Raw genomic sequence first — 17,427 nt, 5'->3', positions numbered from 1 at the left:
ACCTGATGAAAAGGATTTCCTTTACGGTTTTTGCAATATGGATTGCTGGCTATCTAATAGGATTTTATGTTTTTAAGTATCTACCAATTAAAAATCCTGTATTTTTTTCTACAGGTGGAATAGTAATTGACCTGAAGATATTATTTTCTTTCATTTTACAACTCATAGCATTGGGAACTTATTTTACTTATTTTCAAAAAGAACAGATAAAAGATGCATTTTTAAGGGCTTTTGTGTTTAATGCTTTGATATACTTTGTTTATTTTCTTATGGTTTATAGGGTGCAGGGAGTATGAAAATCTTAATCACAGGAAAACCGGGGATAGGAAAAACAACAATAATAAAAAAATTGGCAAGTTATTTAAAGGACAGGGCTATAGGGTTTTATACAGAGGAAATAAGAGACAAAACAGGCCATAGAAAAGGTTTTGTTATTAAAACTCTGGATGGAAAAGAAGGTATTCTTGCACTAAAAGGTTTAGCCTCCAGATACAAAGTTAGCAAATACGGAGTAAATATAGAAGAGTTTGAAAGTATAGCTATACCGGTTTTAGAAAAAGCCCTTAAAGAGAATAAAATTATACTTATTGATGAGATTGGAAAGATGGAGCTATTTTCTGAAAAATTTACCCAGCTAATAAAACAACTTTTTGAAGATAAGAATAAAACCATAATAGCCACAATTCCCATAAAAAATGTTCATCCTGTTATTAAATGGATTAAATCCCTGCCGGATGCCCAGATAATAGAAATTGATTACACAAACAGGGATTACATACCTGAAAAAATTCTGGAGAGTATAAATGAAAGGTAAGATAGTCTTACTTGGAACTTCCTCTGCAATGCCGACAGTGGATAGAAATAACAGCGGTATTTATATGAAATATAAAGGGGAAGGTTTTCTGTTTGATTGTGGAGAGGGAACCCAGCGTCAGATAATGAAAGCCGGCCTGAGTATATATCGGATAGATAAAATCTTTATATCACATCTGCACACTGACCATACCCTCGGTCTTCCCGGCTTATTAGAAACACTGGATATGCATGATAAACCAAGAGTAGATATCTATTCTATCCACGGACTTCAGAAAGTTCTCGGCTGTGTGTTAAATGGTGTTATATATGCACCTGATATAGATATTAATATCCATGAATTTAAGCCTCAGGATGAAATTTTTACAATATTTGAAAATAAAGAATACACAGTCCAATCAATAGGGCTTAATCATGTTGTTGATTGTATAGGCTTTTCCTTTGAAGAAAAGCCAAAAAGGAAGTTTATAAAGGAAAAGATAAAAGAACTTGAACTGACAGACAAGGATTTTATCCAGCTAAAAAATGAAGGGAGAATAATCAAAAATGGTCAGGTAATCACAAAAGAAGAAATAACCTATGAAGAAAAAGGCTTTAAGTTCACATATATCCCTGATACCTATAAAACAGACAACATTATAAAACTGGCAAAAGGCAGCGATATTTTAGTTATTGAGGCGACTTATATTGATGAGGAAGACAAAGCAAAAGAATACGGACATTTAACCCTTGAATATATTCTGGAAATATACCCACAGCTTGAATGTAAACAGATTATCCTTACACACTTCAGTAGAAGATACAAAGATACGAAACCATATATCCAAAAAATAAAGGAAAAAGGCTATCAAAATATCTTGATAGGTAAAGACTTTATGGAAGTTAAATTTTAGTCTCTAAGCCATCTTTTTGTAATATCCTGATAGCTGTCTATTCTCCTATCCCTGAAAAATGGCCATACAGTTCTATGTTCATCAAGGATGTCTGTATCAATTTCACAGATTAAAATTTCTTCCTTGTCAGTTGAAGCCTTTTTGATTATCTGACCGTAAGGGTCAGCGATGAAACTTTGTCCCCAAAATTCTATTCCACTATTTCCATCTGGAGATTGTTCAAACCCAACCCTGTTTACAGCTGCTACATAACAACCATTTGCAACGGCATGTCCCTTCTGAACAGTCTCCCATGCGTTATACTGGCTTTCTCCGTATTCTTCTTTTTCCTCAGGAAGCCAGCCTATAGCTGTCGGATATACAATAATATCTGCCCCCTGCATTGCTGTCAGCCTTGCAGCTTCAGGAAACCATTGATCCCAGCAAATAAGGGTTCCTACATTACAGTATTTTGTCTGGAAAACTTTGTATCCTAAATCCCCGGGAGTGAAATAAAATTTTTCATAAAAATGGGGGTCATCTGGAATATGCATTTTTCTGTATTTTCCAAGGAAACTTCCATCTGCATCTATAACAACAGCTGTATTGTGATAAAGTCCTTTATCTCTTTTTTCAAAAAGGCTTGCAACTACAACAATATCATTATCTTTAGCCACCTGAGAAAGCCTTTTTATAGTATCTGATTCAGGGGTTATCTCCTCAGCAAATTTAAAATAATCCCAATCCTCTACCTGACAGAAATATTTTGATTTAAACAATTCTTGAGTAACCACCAGATTTGCACCTTTTTTTGCAGCTTCTTTGATGTAATCAATTGCTTTTTCAAAATTTTCATTAATATCATCTGTGCAACTCATCTGGATAAGACCAATATTTACCTTCAGCTTAACTAACCTCCGAAATTTTCCCTTAAAAATAATTCTACTTGTTTTTAAGAATAATTGGTATATACTAATAGGCACAAATAAAAACAAAAGAAAGGGAGATTTCAGAAAAATCTCTTAAAATCAAAGGGTCAAAAAGGTAAATCTTTCTTTCTTTTCAGATTTCAGGAGGAAACATGTCAGACAAAACTTTTAGGGAATTACCAATTTCCCAGACAACACTCAAATCAATTGAGAAAATGGGCTACAAAAAGCCTACAGAAATTCAGGAAAAAGCTATTCCGGTTGTAATGGAAGGTAAAGACCTTATTGCACAGGCACAAACAGGAACAGGAAAGACAGCAGCTTTTGGTATTCCAATTGTTGAAAAGGTAAATCCAAAAGCAAGGAAAATTCAAGCACTTGTTCTGGTTCCAACCAGAGAACTGGCAATTCAGGTTGTAAAAGAGATTAAAGATATTGGAAGGAACAAAAAACTGTTTGCACTTGCCGTTTACGGTGGAAAATCGATAAAACATCAGATAGATTTCCTCAAAAAAGGAAAAGATGTTGTTATTGTAGGAACACCCGGAAGAATAAGAGACCTGATTGAAAGGGGAGTTTTAGACCTTTCTAATGTCGAGATATTTGTTTTAGATGAAGCAGACAGAATGCTTGATATGGGATTTATTGAAGATATTGAGTTTATCTTTGAACAAACACCAAAAAATAAGCAAACCCTTATGTTTTCTGCAACAATGCCACCTTCAATAAAAAGACTTGCAGAAAAATTCCTCAGACCTGATTATGAAATGGTTAGGGTTAAACCTGAAGAAGTTACAGTAGACAGAATTAAACAGATTGTTTACAGGGTTGATGAAAACAAACAGTTTGAGAAATTAACAGAAAGCCTTAAAGAACATCCGGAAACAAAAACAATAATCTTCACAGAAACCAAAAAAGAGGCTGACCAGATAGCACATAAACTCAGGAAAGAAGGCTTTAACGCCAGTGCTATTCACGGAGATTATTCACAGGCAAAAAGGGAAAAAGTCCTCAGGGATTTTAGAAGAAATCAACTTCAAATACTTGTTGCAACAGATGTTGCTGCAAGGGGACTTGATATAAAAGGTGTTGACCTTGTGATGAATTACTCCCTTCCGAGAAATGTTGAAAGCTACGTCCACAGAATTGGAAGAACTGGAAGAGCAGGAAAAGAAGGAACAGCAATATCAATAATGAACACCTCTGAAGATAATACTTTAAGAGCTATTCAAAGGATAACCAAAGCAGATATCCAGTTTGAAAATCTTTCAGATAAAGAATTTTCAAAACCACAATCAAAAAATAGAAGATTTACCGGCAGAAGAAGATATACCCGCAGGTAACTATAAGGGGACTTTGTTCCCCTTTTTCTATTATAATTTTGTTCAAAAACAGGAAAATATAAAGAATGGACGGAATATTTCTTATTGATAAGCCTGCAGGTATTACATCAAACAACCTTGTTCAAAAAATCAAAAAACATCTAAAAAATATTTACAACACAGATATAAAAATTGGCCATACAGGGACTTTAGATTTTTTTGCCACCGGATTGATGATAATAACAGTAGGAAAAGCCACCCGTCTAACTGAATATTATCAAGGTTTAGACAAAGAATACATTGCCACAGGTGAACTGGGTAAAATCACAGACACTTACGATATAAACGGAAAAGTTATTAAGGAAAGAGAATGCAATATTTCAGAAGAAAAGCTTAGAGAGATTATACTTTCATTTCAAAAAGAATATCTTCAATATCCACCACCATATTCTGCTAAAAGAATAAAAGGAAAAAGAGCCTATCAGCTTGCCAAAAAAGGTATTCAACCTGAGCTTAAACCCAAAAAAGTAAAAATCTACTCAATAGAAATCTTAGATATATCCTTACCTTTTTTTACAGTAAAAATTTATTGTTCATCTGGAACCTATATCAGAAGCATAATAAAAGAAATCGGCGATTTGGCAGGTTGCGGAGCATATACAAAAGAACTAAGAAGAACAAAGATAGATAGTTTTTCTGTGGAAGATGCACTGCCTCTAAATGAATTTTTACAAAAAACAGACCTTCAAAATGCCCTCATTCCCATTGAAAATGCTTTACCTTTTATGGAAAAAATCCAGCTTGATGAAGGATTTGATAAAAGGTTTTTACATGGTCAAAGATTTAGGGTGCCTGCACAGAAGGGAATTTACAGGATTTATGACCATACAGGTAAATTTATAGGCATCGGAAAAGTTGATGAAAATCGTATCTTACATCCACAAAAGGTTTTTCCACCTGAATAAAAACTATATAATAAAAATTGGAATAACATAACAAGGGGTGCTGTTTTGAAAGATTTAATTTCTGTAAACCAGATTGATGAGCAGAAATTTTATCAGATATATGAGCTTTATAAAGACTACAGAGACAGATATAAAAATGGAGAAACAAAATTCACAGATTTAAGAGGGTATTCAATTCTCCTTCCATTTTTTGAAAACTCAACAAGAACAAGGACATCCTTTGAACTTGCAGGAAAAATTTTAGGGGCAGACACCATTAACATTTCCGGTTCTTCCAGCTCGGTGAAAAAAGGAGAAACTCTTTACGATACCATTAAAACCCTTGAGGCTATGCAAGCAGATTTTATTGTAATTAGACATTATATGTCCGGTGCAGCCCATATAGTAGCCAATAAAGTAAAATCAAGGGTTATAAATGCAGGGGACGGAACCCATGAACATCCTTCTCAAGCACTTTTAGATGCAATCACAATTTTAGAACATAAAGGCAAAATAGAAGGCCTAAAAATAGCTATCATCGGAGATATTCTCCACAGTAGAGTCGCCCGTTCAGATATTAAACTGCTTCATATGCTTGGGGCTGAAATTACCCTCTGTGGACCTCAGACAATGCTGCCAAGACATCTTGAACAGTTTGAAGTTGATTATATAACAACAGATGTTGAAGATGCTCTAAAGGATAAAGATGTTGCTATTTTCCTACGAATTCAGCTTGAAAGACAGAAAAAAGTATTTTTCTCTACACTTAACGAGTATTCCATAAAGTATGGGCTTAATCAGGTAAGGGTAAATCTCCTTAAAGAAGATGCTTTAATAATGCACCCGGGACCTGTTAACCGTGGAGTTGAAATTCAAAGTGAACTTGTTTACGGAGATAGAAGTGTAATTCTTGATCAGGTGGAGAACGGGCTTTTCACCCGTATGGCTATATATAAATTCCTGTTAAATCAATAAGGTTAATCAGGTTTTATTCAATTGAATACTGCCAAATAATTTATCAAAGTAACTGATTAATATAAAAATCTCTTGCTTGAAGATAAAATCAAACAGTGTTATATTTTTACTTTCAAATAAGGAGGGAAACTAAATTGAAAAGGGATTTTTTGAATGTTTCAGACCTTACAAAAGACGAAGTTTTAGAAATTATTGAGTATGCAATAAAGCTAAAAAAGGAACCTTTTTCTGACCAGACTTTGAAAAATAAATCTTTAGGTCTGATTTTTATGAAACCTTCCACAAGGACAAGACTGTCCTTTGAAGTGGGCGTTTACCAGATGGGAGGTCAGCCTATCTACATAACAGGTTCATCTACACAGATGAGCAGAGGAGAAGATATAAAAGACACAGGCAGGGTTATGGCCAGATACTTAGATGGGATAATAATCAGAACCTATTCACATAAAGAAGTTGAAGAGCTTGCACAGTATTTTGATAAACCTGTTATAAATGCGCTCACAGATTATCTGCATCCATGTCAGATACTGGCTGACCTTCAAACTATTTATGAAAGATTTGGAAAAGTTGAAGATATAAAAGTGGCATTTGTCGGAGACGGTAATAACCTCGCAAATACATGGCTTATTGCAGGTGGACTGGTTGGATTTAATGTATCTGTCGCTACTCCTGAAGGATATGAACCATCAGGAAAAGCAGTTTATGAGGCTTTAAATCTTGCAAAAGAAACAGGAGCAGAAATACATCTAACCAATGACCCTGTAGAAGCAGTTAAAGATGCAGATGTTATATATACAGATGTTTGGGTAAGCATGGGTCAGGAAGGGGAAAAGGAGAAAAAAGAAGCCTTTAAAGGATTTACTATTGATAAACAACTTTTAAAACATGCATCCAAAAATGCAATCGTGATGCATTGTCTCCCTGCCCACAAAGGAGAGGAAATTTCAGAAGATGTTTTTGAGCAGTTTGCAGATGTTATATTTGATGAAGCAGAAAACAGACTCCACGCACAAAAGGCATTAATGAGTCTATTATTCAAATAAACAGGAGGTAATGATGGAAAAGAAAAAAAGAGAAAGACCGGTTTACCGCAGACACGATAGAAATCCTATTCCTCTTCTTGAACCTGAAAGGAGAAAACACACATTTAAAGAATTTATTTTAGGATTTGGTCATACTGCAGCTAAAGATGAGGCTTTCAGATGTATTTTGTGTAGAAAACCTCCTTGCACACCTTCTTGCCCTGTTGAGAGTGAGATGGAAAAATGGATTGAAAGAATTCAGCATGATGATGTTTTTGGTGCTTACAAAATCTTAAGACAGAAAAATCCATTCTCTTCTGTATGTGGAAGGGTTTGTCCGCAGGATAGACTCTGTGAAAGCACCTGTGTTCTAACATTTAAAGATAACGGTCAGGCGGTAAGTATCGGAGGACTTGAAAGATTTGTCGGTGATTCTGTAAGAATGTCCGGTTTAGAGTGGGTTGATGAAAAAGAACCTCCTACAGGTAAAAAAGTTGCAGTAGTAGGAGCAGGTCCTGCAGGATTATCAGCTGCATATTTCCTTGCCAGAAAAGGTCATTCTGTTACAGTATTTGAGGCCCTGCCATTTACCGGTGGAGTTATGAGATATGGAATACCTATGGCAAGGCTTGATAGACATGCCCTTGATTTTGAGATAGACCTGATTAAAAAACTTGGTGTGGAAATTATCACAGGAGTAACAATAGGAAAAGATATTCCAATAGAAACCCTTATGGAACAGTTTGATGCTATCTTCCTCGCTGTCGGTTCAGGTAGAGGAAAGAAAATGGGTATCCCAGGAGAAGATTTAAAAGGTGTTTATACAGCCATTGGTTTCCTTATGAAGCTCAATGTTGGTCATACACATCCTTTACTTACCCCTGAAGAAGATGTAGAACTACCTAAAAATAAAAGAGTTGCTGTTATAGGTGGTGGATTTACTGCAGTTGATTGTATGATTACTTCTATCAGGCTTGGAAATGAAACACACCTTGTTTATAGAAGAACAAGGGATACATCCTCAGCTAAAGATGAAGAATGGGATCATCTGGCAGAAGAAGGAGCAATTTTTCACTGGCTTACACAACCAATAGAGGTTATTGGAAATGATAAAGGTGAAGTTGTAGGTCTCAAATGTATAAAAATGGAACTTGTTCCAGATGAAAAAGGTGGAAGACCAAGACCTAAACCAATAGAAGGTTCTGAGCATATTATAGAATGTGATGCCGTTATCATGGCAGTTGGACAAGGGTATAATGATGTTGCATATAAAAATATTCCAGGATTAAAAATAGATAAATGGAACAACCTCTCAACAGTTGATAGCAAATACAGAACTAACGTAGAAGGTATTTTCGCTGGTGGTGATGTTGTAAATGGTGGAGATACTGTTGTAACAGCGATTAGACACGGAAGAGATGCAGCAGAATCTATTCATGAGTATCTTATGACTGGAAAATGGGAGTATGAAGGAGAAGAATAAAATTTTTAAAGGGGGCTTTAAAGCCCCCTTTTTTATTTTTAAGGAATTATTCTCATCAGACATTCATCAGGATTAACTTGGTCACCTTCTCTCACATAAACCTCTTCAACAGTTCCATCTATCGGAGAATGTATTTCATTTTCCATTTTCATAGCTTCCACAATCAGAAGGACATCACCTTTTTTGACTTTATCACCTGGGGAAACTTTTACAGAAACTACTTTTCCAGGCATTGGGGAGCTTATATCTCCGACATCAACAGCCTTTGGTCTCTTCGCCGGAACACCTTCAGGAAGAGTTTCCATCCTTTCACCAACTTCAATTTCTCTGATAGGCTGGACTATCGTTTCCTCAAGTCTTCCATCAACACGGACAAAATAAGGTGTTCCACCTTCAACTGGACTTCCTACACCAGCAATCTGGATATGGTATGTTTCACCGTGAAGAGTTATATTAAACTCAATTGGAGCTTTGGTTGTGCAGGCCTCCTCTTCTGTGATTTCTTCAATTTCAGGAGGTAGAGCCTCTCCTTTTTCAAATTTTTCTCTCCATTCAAAGAATTCTTTAGCAACCTGTGGGAACAGACAGTAAGAAAGTATATCTTCCTCACTTCTTGCACCGACTTTTTGAGCTTCTTCTGTGCATTTATCAAGTTCCGGTTCAAGAAGGTCTGCAGGTCTTACTTCGATTGGTTTTTCATCTCCTATGATTTTCTCAATGATTTCTGGTTTAATTGGTGCAGGTGGTCGTCCATAGAGACCTTTTACGTAATCTTTTGTTTCTTTTGTAACTACTTTGTATCTTTCACCTTGTAGAACATTTAGTAAAGCCTGTGTTCCAACAATCTGTGATGTTGGCGTAACAAGAGGAGGATATCCAAGGTCTTCTCTAACCCTTGCAACTTCTTTCTTAACTTCATCAAGTTTATCAAGGGCATCATTTTCTTTAAGCTGTGCAACAAAGTTTGACATCATACCACCTGGTATTTGGTGAATGAGAACCTGAGAATCAGGCCATTTTTCAGCTGTATCATATTTTTTGTATTTTTTCCTCACTTCTTTCAGATATTCAGCAACTTCCTCAATAATATCAAGATTTATCTTGGTTTCATATCCAAATTCCCTGAGAACATAAACCATTGTTTCATTTGGAGGGTGAGCTGTCAGCCATGACCATGTTGATACATCTGTATCTATAATATCTGCCCCTGCTTCAACAGATTTCAGCAGTGTCATTTCTGCCATTGCAGCTGTTGATTGGGCATGAACATGGACTGGAAGTTTTACTTCTTCTTTTAGTCTTCCTACCAGTTCATAGGCGACTTTAGGAGAAAGAATTCCGGCCTGGTCTTTTATTGAGATAATATCAACCCCAAGGTCTCTAAGTTGTCTTGCAACTCCAACGTAATAATCAACAGTATGAACAGGGCTTATTGTATAAGAAAGAACTCCTTTTACAATTTTTCCTTCTTCTTTTGCCACTGAAATGGCAACTTCCATATTTCTGACATCATTAAGGGCGTCAAATATCCTGAAAACATCTATTCCATTTTCGGCAGCTTTTCTAACAAATGCTTCAACAACATCATCCGGATAATGTCTGTATCCAACAATATTTTGACCCCTTAAAAGCATCTCAAGTTTTGTATTTGGGGCTACTTCTTTAAACTTTCTTAATCTTTCCCAAGGGTCTTCTTTCAGGTATCTAAGGCAGACATCAAATGTTGCACCACCCCATACCTCAAGAGACCAGAAACCTGCCTTGTCTAATTTTTCAGCTGCAGGGAGTAAATCTTCTGTTCTTACTCTTGTTGCAAGTAAGCTTTGCTGACCATCCCTCAGTGTTACATCTGTAAATTCAATGGTTCTTCCCATCTTTAACTCCCGTATTAATTAGTATCCTGAATAAAGTCTCCTATATTATACAATAATTTGTATTAATCATATTCAGGGGTATCAGGTGGTATTAGTTTACGGAAAAGGTAAGACAGGACAGGCTGTTTTTGATTTTTTACAAAAAAGGGGAGAAAAAGTATTAATAAGAGATGATTCTGATTTTTCAATGGAAGATTTAAAAAAAATAAATCAGATAATTGTTTCTCCGGGAGTTCCCTTTTTTCATCGGATATACAAACTTGCCAGAAAAAATAATATAGAAATAATTGGAGATATAGAATTTGCATACAGATATTTTGACGGTTTTATTACAGCAATAACAGGAACAGATGGTAAATCAACAACAACTTATATTCTGGGACAACTTCTTGAAGAAAAAAGTCCATTTATAGGCGGAAATTATGGAGAACCGTTTATCAACGTGATAAAGGAAAACAAAAAGAATGCTGTTTTAGAACTTTCATCTTTCCAGATATACTCCACAAAAAGTTTCAAGCCTGATATAGCTATCTTTTTAAATTTTTCCACAGACCATCTAAACTGGCACAAAAAAGAAAAACATTATCTACTTTCAAAATACAGACTATTTAAAAATCAGACTGAAAAGGATATGGCTATCCTAAATTTTGATGACGAAAATGTAAAAAATAGCCCAACAAAAGCCAAAATATATTACTTTTCTCTGAAAAAACTGCCGGAAAATATAGAAGGTATTTATCCTGATGGAAAATATCTGTATTTAAAAATAAACGGTAAACAAGAAAAAATAGATGTTTCAGGCTTTAAACTAATAGGAAAACATAATCTCCAAAATCTAATGGCAGCTATCCTTGCAGCATATATACAGGGAGTTTCAGTTGAAAAAATAAACCAGAAAATCCCTGAGCTAAAATCCCTTCCATACAGAATAGAATTTAAAAAAGAAATAAACGGCATTAAGTTTTATAATGATGCAAAATCAACCACCGTTCAATCTGTAATAAAGGCAGTTGAAAGTTTTGATGAACCTGTAGTTCTTATTTTAGGTGGATTATATAAAGGCGGAGACTTTTCAGTTTTAAGGAATATTCCAAATATATCAAAGTTTGTAATCATCGGTCAGGATAAAGAACTTCTCCAAAAGATGATAAATCAACCTGAGAAAATATATTTGGCAGATACACTAAAAGAAGCTGTAAAGACAGCTTATTCTCTGGTCGAAAAAGGGAATATAATTTTATTTTCCCCTGGATGTGCCAGCTTTGATATGTTCAAAAATTATATAGACAGAGGGGAACAATTCAATAAAATAGTAGAAGAAATGGAATAGATGATAAGAAATTTTTATTTTGATAGGGTTTTATTTATAGCTTTTTTTGTTTTGATGATTTTAGGGCTTGTTTTTGTTTATAGTGCCACATCAATACCTTCACTTATAAACCATAAAGACCCGTTTTTATATCTTAAACGGGAAATTGTATGGTTGCTTATTGGTTTCATAGCAATGATAGGAGCCTATCTGACACCCATAGAAACTCTAAAAAAGATTGCTTATCCCCTTGCTTTACTTACAATAGTATTACTTGTAATAGTTCTTATAATGCCGGCCAGTATTAGCGGTTTATCGGTTAAAAGATGGATAGACCTTGGTTTTGCCAGATTTCAGCCTTCTGAACTGGCAAAGCTATCTGTTATTTTATTTCTTGCATATTTTATATCACGGAAAGAAAATGATGAAAAATTCCTAAGAAGCTGGACGGCTATTTTTGTTGCATTATCTTTTCCTGTGGTTGTGATTGCCTTAGTCTTGATAGAACCCCATAAGGGGGCGGCAATTTTTATTGCATTGCTTACATTTTTAATTATGTTCAGTTCAAGATTATCTACCCTGAAAGTTATGGTTTTTCCTATTTTGGCCACCCCTGTTTTTATTTATGTAATAATGTTCTCCCATTATGCCCACAAAAGAATTGAGGCAATGCTTGATCCTATAGCAAATCGTTCAGGTGTTAGTTATCAGGTATTTCAAGCAATCCTCGCCTTTGTAAAAGGTGGACTTACAGGTGAAGGAATAGGCGGCGGGACTCAGAAGCTTAAATATCTACCTGAGATACATACAGACTATATATTCGCCCTTATAGGAGAAGAAGCAGGCTTTATAGGGGCTGTTTTGATAATTGGAATATTCCTTGTTATTTTATACAGGGGAATAAAGATTAGCCTTGACCTTGATGATACTTTTTCACAGATTTTAGGAATCGGAGTAACATACTTGATAGTTTTACAGGCACTTATGCATATGGCAGTGAATTCCAGCATATTCCCACCTACAGGGTTTACACTTCCGTTTATCAGCTATGGAGGTTCATCTCTACTTATAATGGCAATATCTGCTGGAATACTCCTTAGACTTTCAAAAGAGCCTAAAAAAAGCATATATAAGAGGTCAGTAATCAGTTGAAAAAGGTTTTTATTGCAGGTGGCGGAACAGGTGGACATTTTTATCCTGCTGTTTCAGTGGCTAACGAGCTTATCAATTATGGATATCAGATTGTTTATTTCGGAACAAAGAAAGGAATAGAAAGCAAAAAAGATTTTCCGGCATCAGAAAAATATTTATTTGATATAGAAGGGGTAAGAGGAAGAAGCCCCAAAAATGCAGTTAAATCAGCACTAAAACTGCTAAAAACAGCCCTTTTCATCAGATCATTAATAAAAAAAGAAAAACCTGAATTTGTTTTATGCTTTGGTGGATACTCATCTCTACCCCTTGGACTTGCTGCAGCATTAAGCAATGTTCCCTTGTTTCTGCATGAGCAAAACTCGATACCATCTTATACAAACAAACTACTATCCTTATTTGCAAAAAAAATATTTATAACTTTTGAAGTATCAAAAAATTATTTTCCAAAGAACAAAACAGTTTTAACCGGTTTACCGCTGAGACAGGAACTTTTAAAAGATCTAAAAATTTCCCAAGAAAAAGCCCGAGAAATTATCGGTATCCCCGATAAAAAAACGGTCCTTGTTTTCGGAGGAAGTCAGGGTTCAAAAGTGCTTTCTGAAAATGCCATAAAACTGGCACAAAAAAGGAAAGATCTGCAGTTTATTCTAATAGGTGGTAAAAATTTCAAAAAACCTGATAATCTACCTGAAAATATAAAATATTTTGATTTTTATGACAGAATGGGAATTTTATATTCTGCATCAGATATTGTTATTTCCCGTTCAGGTGCCGCCTCAACCTATGAAATACTTGCAGCTGGTAAACCTGCAGTTTTTATACCTTATCCTTATGCAGCCTCAGACCATCAGTATCACAATGTTAAATGGCTTGAAGAAAAAGGACTGTGCCATATAATAAGGGAAAACCAGTTAACACTGGAAACCTTGCAGGAAAAGATAGATGATTTACTATCAAAAAACATACAAAAAGAGATAAAATCTTTATACATACCTGATTCAGCAGAAAAAATAATTAAAGAGATATTTGATGAACTGGATAGAGTTTGAAGAAAATGTTGATTTATCTAAGTTTTGCACAATAAAAATAGGTGGCACAGCAAAAAAGGTTTATTTTCCAAAAAATCAACAAGAAATCATTGACCTTATTAAACTTTCTTTAGATATAGATAAACGATTTTTTCCAATAGGCATAGGCAGTAATACTGTTTTTTCTGATGGGATTTTAGAACATATATTTGTTTCAACAAAAAATCTAAAAAAGTATGAAATCACAGAAAAAGAAGGTTTTTTTTATATTAAAGCACAGGCAGGGGTAAGTTTTAGAATAATAAACTCAATAGTAAAAAAATATAATCTGGAAGGCTTTGAAAATCTTTCAGGTATTCCTGCAACAATCGGTGGTGCAGTTGTTATGAATGCAGGGGCTTTTGGCAGTGAGATTGCAGATATAATCCATGAGGTTGTATGGATAGATAAAAAGGGAAATATTCATAAACTAAAAAGAAAGGAAATAGATTTTAGATACAGATATTCACCATTCCAGAAAAATGGTTTTATTTTTGAAGCTACAATAAAGCTAAAACCTTCTGACAAGAATATAGCCCAGATAATTAAAAAACATCTTGAAGAGAGAAATAAAAAACAGCCACTTAATCTGCCAACATCAGGTTCAACATTCAAAAACCCTCCAAATTATGCAGCGGGATATTTGCTTGAAAAAGCTGGTCTAAAAGGATACAGAATAGGAAATGTCGCCTTCTCAGACAAGCATGCCAACTTTCTGATCAATTTTGGTGGAGGAAGGTTCAAAGAATTAAAGGAATTAATACAGACTGCCGAAAGAAGAATTGGGGAATTATACAAAATTAAACTTGAAAGGGAAATAGAAATTGTTGAATAAGCTAAAAATAGCACTATTATACGGAGGATCTTCATCAGAAAGAGAAATATCAATAAAAAGTGGTCAGGCAGTTGAAGGAGCACTGAAAAGATTATCCCTAAACTACAAAGTTTTTGACCCTATAAATCCTCCAGAATTCACAAAATCCCTGCTTGAATATAATCCAGACCTTGTTTTTAATATGCTTCACGGTAAAGGTGGTGAAGATGGAGCAATACAAGGATTTCTTGAAATCCTGGGCTTTAAATACACAGGTTCTCCTATAAAAGCCAGTGCTATAGCCATTGATAAAAACCTAACTAAAGAGATTGCCCGTGCTAATGGTATAAATACACCAGACTGGGTTTTAATAGAAGATATTTCCCAATTAGAAAATATTAATCTTCCATTTCCTCTTGTTGTAAAACCAGACACAGAAGGTTCATCAATAGGGGTTTTCATAGTTAATAACAACCAAGAACTAACAGAGGCAGTTAAGAAGGCATTGGAACTTGATTCTAAAGTCCTGATTGAACAATACATAAAAGGAAGAGAGATTACCATTGGAATTCTTAACGGGCAGGTTTTAGAACCAATTGAAATAAAAGTAGAAGAAGGATTTTATGATTTTGAAAACAAATACATATCAGAAAAAACACAGTATATAATCTCGCCATATATGAAAGAGGAAACACGAAAAAAACTGGAAGAAGATTCTCTAAAACTCTACAGATTGCTTGAATGCAGAGGTGTTGTAAGGATAGATTATATGCTTGATGAAAAAGAAACTCCTTATTTACTGGAAATAAACACAATTCCCGGTATGACAGACCATAGCCTTGTTCCGAAAGCAGCAGCTGCAAAAGGAATAGATTTTGATAATCTTGTTCTGGAAATAATAAAAGGAGCTTTAAATGAGTAAAAAAACAAAAATAGCCATTGCATCTTTCTGGATAATTTTGTGTGCAGCGTTTGGAATATTTTCTCCAACACTTCCTTATGTAAAGGAATTTTTTGAGATAAAACAGGTAAACGTAAAAGGAACAGACAAATTTACAAAAGAAGATATCAAAAAAATATTTGAAAAGGAAAACTGGTTTTTCATAGATAAGGACAAAATAAAAAAAGAACTAAAAAAATATAACTTTGTAAAGGAAGTGGCTATTAATAGATTATTTGTCGGTAATGTAGACCTTATAGTCCTTGAGAGAAAACCTTTTGCAATTATCTCTTATAAGAAAAAGCAGTATCTAATTGATGAGGATGGTGTCAGATTAGACCCAAAATATTATGGTAAAAAATATACAAAAAATCTTCCTGTCATAGTATATAATGATAAAACTATAAAAAAAGAAAAATTACAGAAGGTAGATTTGATTAAGGAAGAATTCCAAAACCTGCTTAATATAAAAAGATTCTACGTTTATAAAAGCCAGATAGCCTGTAAAACCTCAGATAACAAAATTGTGGTTTTCAGCACAAAAGACCTTGAAAAAAGTATAGAAAGAGCAAAAACATTTATTAAAAAGGTAGGAATTTCTGATTTTTCTTACCTGAATTTTAGTTTTGAATCAATGGTAGTAGTGAGGAGATAAGATGGGGAAACAAAACATTGTAGTAGCCCTTGATATAGGAACATCAAAGATAACAGCCCTTGTGGGAGATATAGATGAAACAGAGGATTTACACATTGTAGGTCATGGGGAGGTTCCATCAAAAGGGATTGAAAAAGGAGTTATTACAAAACCAAATGATGTTATTAATTCAATAAGAAAAGCCATAGATATGGCAGAAAGTATATCAGGAATTAAAATCAGCGGTGTAGTTGCCAATGTAAGTGGATATCATCTTGAATGTAGAAATGACAGTGAAAGAGTTGAATTTAATACTCCCCAAAAGATGATAACCCAGATGGATATTAGCCAGTTAATAGAAAAGGTATCCTCAAAACTTCAGCCCCAGAAGGAAAATTTAGAGGTAATCCATATAATTCCACAAAAGTATATACTTGATGACGAAGATGAGGTTATAGACCCTGTTGGGCTTGTAGCATCAAGAATAGAAGCAAAATTCCATATAGTTTTAGACAAGATAAATGCATTTACCAATCTGAAAAAAGTTATTGAAGCTGCAGGTTTAAGGGTTATTGATTTTGTTGCAAATCCTATAGCATCTTCAACGGCAGTTCTATATCCTGAAGAAAAAGAAATGGGAATTGTTGTTCTGGATATAGGGGCAGGAACTACAGATATGGCTGTTTACAAAGAGGGAAGCATTGAATATATAAAATCTCTTCCTGTAGGCGGAAATCAAATAACAATGGATATAGCCCATAGATTTAAAGTTTCAAAAGAAGAAGCAGAATCTCTCAAAATAGAATATGGCGCAGCAATAACAGATGTTGCACAGGAAGAAATGATAGAAGTTTATCCAAGGGGTAGTGAAGAGCCTGTTCATGTTGACCATTATGAGCTTATTGATACTATAGAAGCCAGACTTTCTGAGATATTCGACCTTGTGAAAAGTCATCTTGAAGAACAGGGATTTGAAAATAGACTTAACGGTGGTATTGTTTTAACCGGTGGAGTAGCAAATACACTTTATATAAAAGAACTGGCCGAAAGTATCTTTAATACAGATGTTAGAATTGGTAAACCAAAAGATTACACGGGCTTTAGTGATAAAATTGCCTATCCTGAGTATTCAACATCAGTTGGTATGCTCCAGTTTGTTAAAAACAGGGCATTATCCTCAATGCAAGCTCCGGTGGTTTCTAACAACTCAGGATTTGATATTTTTGCCCTTGGAAAATCATTTATAGAAAAAATAAAAAGCATTTTTTAGCCAC

17 protein-coding genes are annotated in these 17,427 nt (G+C 34.6%); 15 read left to right on the top strand and 2 right to left on the bottom strand.

Annotated elements, in window-relative coordinates; all coding sequences use genetic code 11:
* Nucleotides 1-5 precede the first annotated feature (5 nt).
* The 3 genes from MVE07_RS07305 to MVE07_RS07295 are packed head-to-tail and all read left to right on the top strand — an operon-like array spanning nt 6 to nt 1,706.
* Nucleotides 6-296: a hypothetical protein gene (locus MVE07_RS07305; protein WP_297455850.1), complete on the top strand. Its 291-nt coding sequence runs from the start codon at nt 6-8 to the stop codon at nt 294-296.
* The gene (locus MVE07_RS07300; RefSeq protein WP_297455848.1) at nt 293-814 is read left to right on the top strand and encodes an NTPase; all 522 of its coding nucleotides are present in this window, start codon (nt 293-295) and stop codon (nt 812-814) included. The genes MVE07_RS07305 and MVE07_RS07300 overlap by 4 nt, the downstream gene beginning before the upstream one ends.
* Complete coding sequence (locus MVE07_RS07295) at nt 804-1,706, top strand: ribonuclease Z (RefSeq protein WP_297455846.1); 903 nt, start codon at nt 804-806, stop codon at nt 1,704-1,706. Before MVE07_RS07300 ends, MVE07_RS07295 begins: the two co-directional genes overlap by 11 nt.
* Here the strand turns inward: MVE07_RS07295 and MVE07_RS07290 are convergent.
* On the bottom strand, nt 1,703-2,590 hold the full coding sequence (locus MVE07_RS07290; protein ID WP_345781548.1) for a carbon-nitrogen hydrolase: 888 nt from the start codon (nt 2,588-2,590) through the stop codon (nt 1,703-1,705). The genes MVE07_RS07295 and MVE07_RS07290 overlap by 4 nt on opposite strands.
* Nucleotides 2,591-2,766: 176 nt before the next feature.
* Here MVE07_RS07290 and MVE07_RS07285 point away from each other — a divergent pair, with 176 nt between their 5' ends.
* The 5 genes from MVE07_RS07285 (at nt 2,767) to gltA (ending at nt 8,360) form a co-directional block, all read left to right on the top strand.
* Nucleotides 2,767-3,957: a DEAD/DEAH box helicase gene (locus MVE07_RS07285; protein ID WP_297455844.1), complete on the top strand. Its 1,191-nt coding sequence runs from the start codon at nt 2,767-2,769 to the stop codon at nt 3,955-3,957.
* A gap of 65 nt (nt 3,958-4,022) precedes the next feature.
* Nucleotides 4,023-4,901: a tRNA pseudouridine(55) synthase TruB gene (truB, locus tag MVE07_RS07280; protein WP_297455842.1), complete on the top strand. Its 879-nt coding sequence runs from the start codon at nt 4,023-4,025 to the stop codon at nt 4,899-4,901.
* Nucleotides 4,902-4,946: 45 nt separating this feature from the next.
* Nucleotides 4,947-5,855, top strand: coding sequence for an aspartate carbamoyltransferase catalytic subunit (locus tag MVE07_RS07275; protein WP_297455840.1), 909 nt, complete (start codon nt 4,947-4,949; stop codon nt 5,853-5,855).
* A 134-nt stretch (nt 5,856-5,989) separates the two neighbouring features.
* Nucleotides 5,990-6,898 (top strand): ornithine carbamoyltransferase, encoded by a 909-nt coding sequence (argF, locus tag MVE07_RS07270; protein ID WP_297455838.1) that lies wholly within the window; start codon nt 5,990-5,992, stop codon nt 6,896-6,898.
* 13 nt (nt 6,899-6,911) lie between these two features.
* A complete protein-coding gene (gene gltA / locus MVE07_RS07265; protein WP_297455836.1) occupies nt 6,912-8,360 on the top strand; it encodes an NADPH-dependent glutamate synthase in 1,449 nt (482 codons plus the stop codon).
* A gap of 38 nt (nt 8,361-8,398) precedes the next feature.
* Here the strand turns inward: gltA and oadA are convergent, their stop codons facing one another.
* Complete coding sequence (oadA, locus tag MVE07_RS07260; RefSeq protein ID WP_297455834.1) at nt 8,399-10,234, bottom strand: sodium-extruding oxaloacetate decarboxylase subunit alpha; 1,836 nt, start codon at nt 10,232-10,234, stop codon at nt 8,399-8,401.
* Nucleotides 10,235-10,319: 85 nt separating this feature from the next.
* Here oadA and murD point away from each other — a divergent pair, with 85 nt between their 5' ends.
* The 7 genes from murD to ftsA are packed head-to-tail and all read left to right on the top strand — an operon-like array spanning nt 10,320 to nt 17,423.
* Nucleotides 10,320-11,564 carry a UDP-N-acetylmuramoyl-L-alanine--D-glutamate ligase gene (gene murD / locus MVE07_RS07255; protein ID WP_297455833.1) on the top strand — a complete coding sequence of 415 codons (1,245 nt, stop codon included), beginning with the start codon at nt 10,320-10,322 and terminating at the stop codon, nt 11,562-11,564.
* Entirely contained in the window at nt 11,565-12,695 is a 1,131-nt protein-coding gene (gene ftsW, locus MVE07_RS07250; protein ID WP_297455831.1) for a putative lipid II flippase FtsW, read from the top strand.
* On the top strand, nt 12,692-13,747 hold the full coding sequence (gene murG / locus MVE07_RS07245; protein ID WP_297455828.1) for an undecaprenyldiphospho-muramoylpentapeptide beta-N-acetylglucosaminyltransferase: 1,056 nt from the start codon (nt 12,692-12,694) through the stop codon (nt 13,745-13,747). Before ftsW ends, murG begins: the two co-directional genes overlap by 4 nt.
* Nucleotides 13,728-14,600: a UDP-N-acetylmuramate dehydrogenase gene (gene murB / locus MVE07_RS07240; RefSeq protein ID WP_297455826.1), complete on the top strand. Its 873-nt coding sequence runs from the start codon at nt 13,728-13,730 to the stop codon at nt 14,598-14,600. Before murG ends, murB begins: the two co-directional genes overlap by 20 nt.
* Entirely contained in the window at nt 14,593-15,501 is a 909-nt protein-coding gene (locus MVE07_RS07235; RefSeq protein ID WP_297455825.1) for a D-alanine--D-alanine ligase, read from the top strand. The genes murB and MVE07_RS07235 overlap by 8 nt, the downstream gene beginning before the upstream one ends.
* On the top strand, nt 15,494-16,174 hold the full coding sequence (locus MVE07_RS07230; protein WP_297455823.1) for an FtsQ-type POTRA domain-containing protein: 681 nt from the start codon (nt 15,494-15,496) through the stop codon (nt 16,172-16,174). The genes MVE07_RS07235 and MVE07_RS07230 overlap by 8 nt, the downstream gene beginning before the upstream one ends.
* A 1-nt stretch (nt 16,175) precedes the next feature.
* Nucleotides 16,176-17,423, top strand: a complete 1,248-nt coding sequence (gene ftsA / locus MVE07_RS07225; RefSeq protein ID WP_297455821.1) for a cell division protein FtsA — start codon at nt 16,176-16,178, stop codon at nt 17,421-17,423.
* Nucleotides 17,424-17,427 lie beyond the last annotated feature (4 nt).

The organism is Persephonella sp. (assembly GCF_027023985.1).
Taxonomy (GTDB): Bacteria; Aquificota; Aquificia; order Aquificales; family Hydrogenothermaceae; genus Persephonella_A.
The sequence above is the reverse complement of the archived record's forward strand: the minus strand, read 5'-3'. Positions and strand labels throughout refer to the sequence as shown.

Bases quoted from the DNA above. Each gene is read 5' to 3' on its own strand.
- MVE07_RS07295 (WP_297455846.1), top strand. From the start codon at position 804: ATGAAAGGTAAGATAGTCTTACTTGGAACTTCCTCTGCAATGCCGACA.
- murB (WP_297455826.1), top strand. From the start codon at position 13,728: ATGAACTGGATAGAGTTTGAAGAAAATGTTGATTTATCTAAGTTTTGC.
- oadA (WP_297455834.1), bottom strand. From the start codon at position 10,234: ATGGGAAGAACCATTGAATTTACAGATGTAACACTGAGGGATGGTCAG.
- MVE07_RS07230 (WP_297455823.1), top strand. From the start codon at position 15,494: ATGAGTAAAAAAACAAAAATAGCCATTGCATCTTTCTGGATAATTTTG.
- MVE07_RS07285 (WP_297455844.1), top strand. From the start codon at position 2,767: ATGTCAGACAAAACTTTTAGGGAATTACCAATTTCCCAGACAACACTC.
- truB (WP_297455842.1), top strand. From the start codon at position 4,023: ATGGACGGAATATTTCTTATTGATAAGCCTGCAGGTATTACATCAAAC.
- gltA (WP_297455836.1), top strand. From the start codon at position 6,912: ATGGAAAAGAAAAAAAGAGAAAGACCGGTTTACCGCAGACACGATAGA.
- MVE07_RS07300 (WP_297455848.1), top strand. From the start codon at position 293: ATGAAAATCTTAATCACAGGAAAACCGGGGATAGGAAAAACAACAATA.
- MVE07_RS07305 (WP_297455850.1), top strand. From the start codon at position 6: ATGAAAAGGATTTCCTTTACGGTTTTTGCAATATGGATTGCTGGCTAT.
- ftsW (WP_297455831.1), top strand. From the start codon at position 11,565: ATGATAAGAAATTTTTATTTTGATAGGGTTTTATTTATAGCTTTTTTT.
- ftsA (WP_297455821.1), top strand. From the start codon at position 16,176: ATGGGGAAACAAAACATTGTAGTAGCCCTTGATATAGGAACATCAAAG.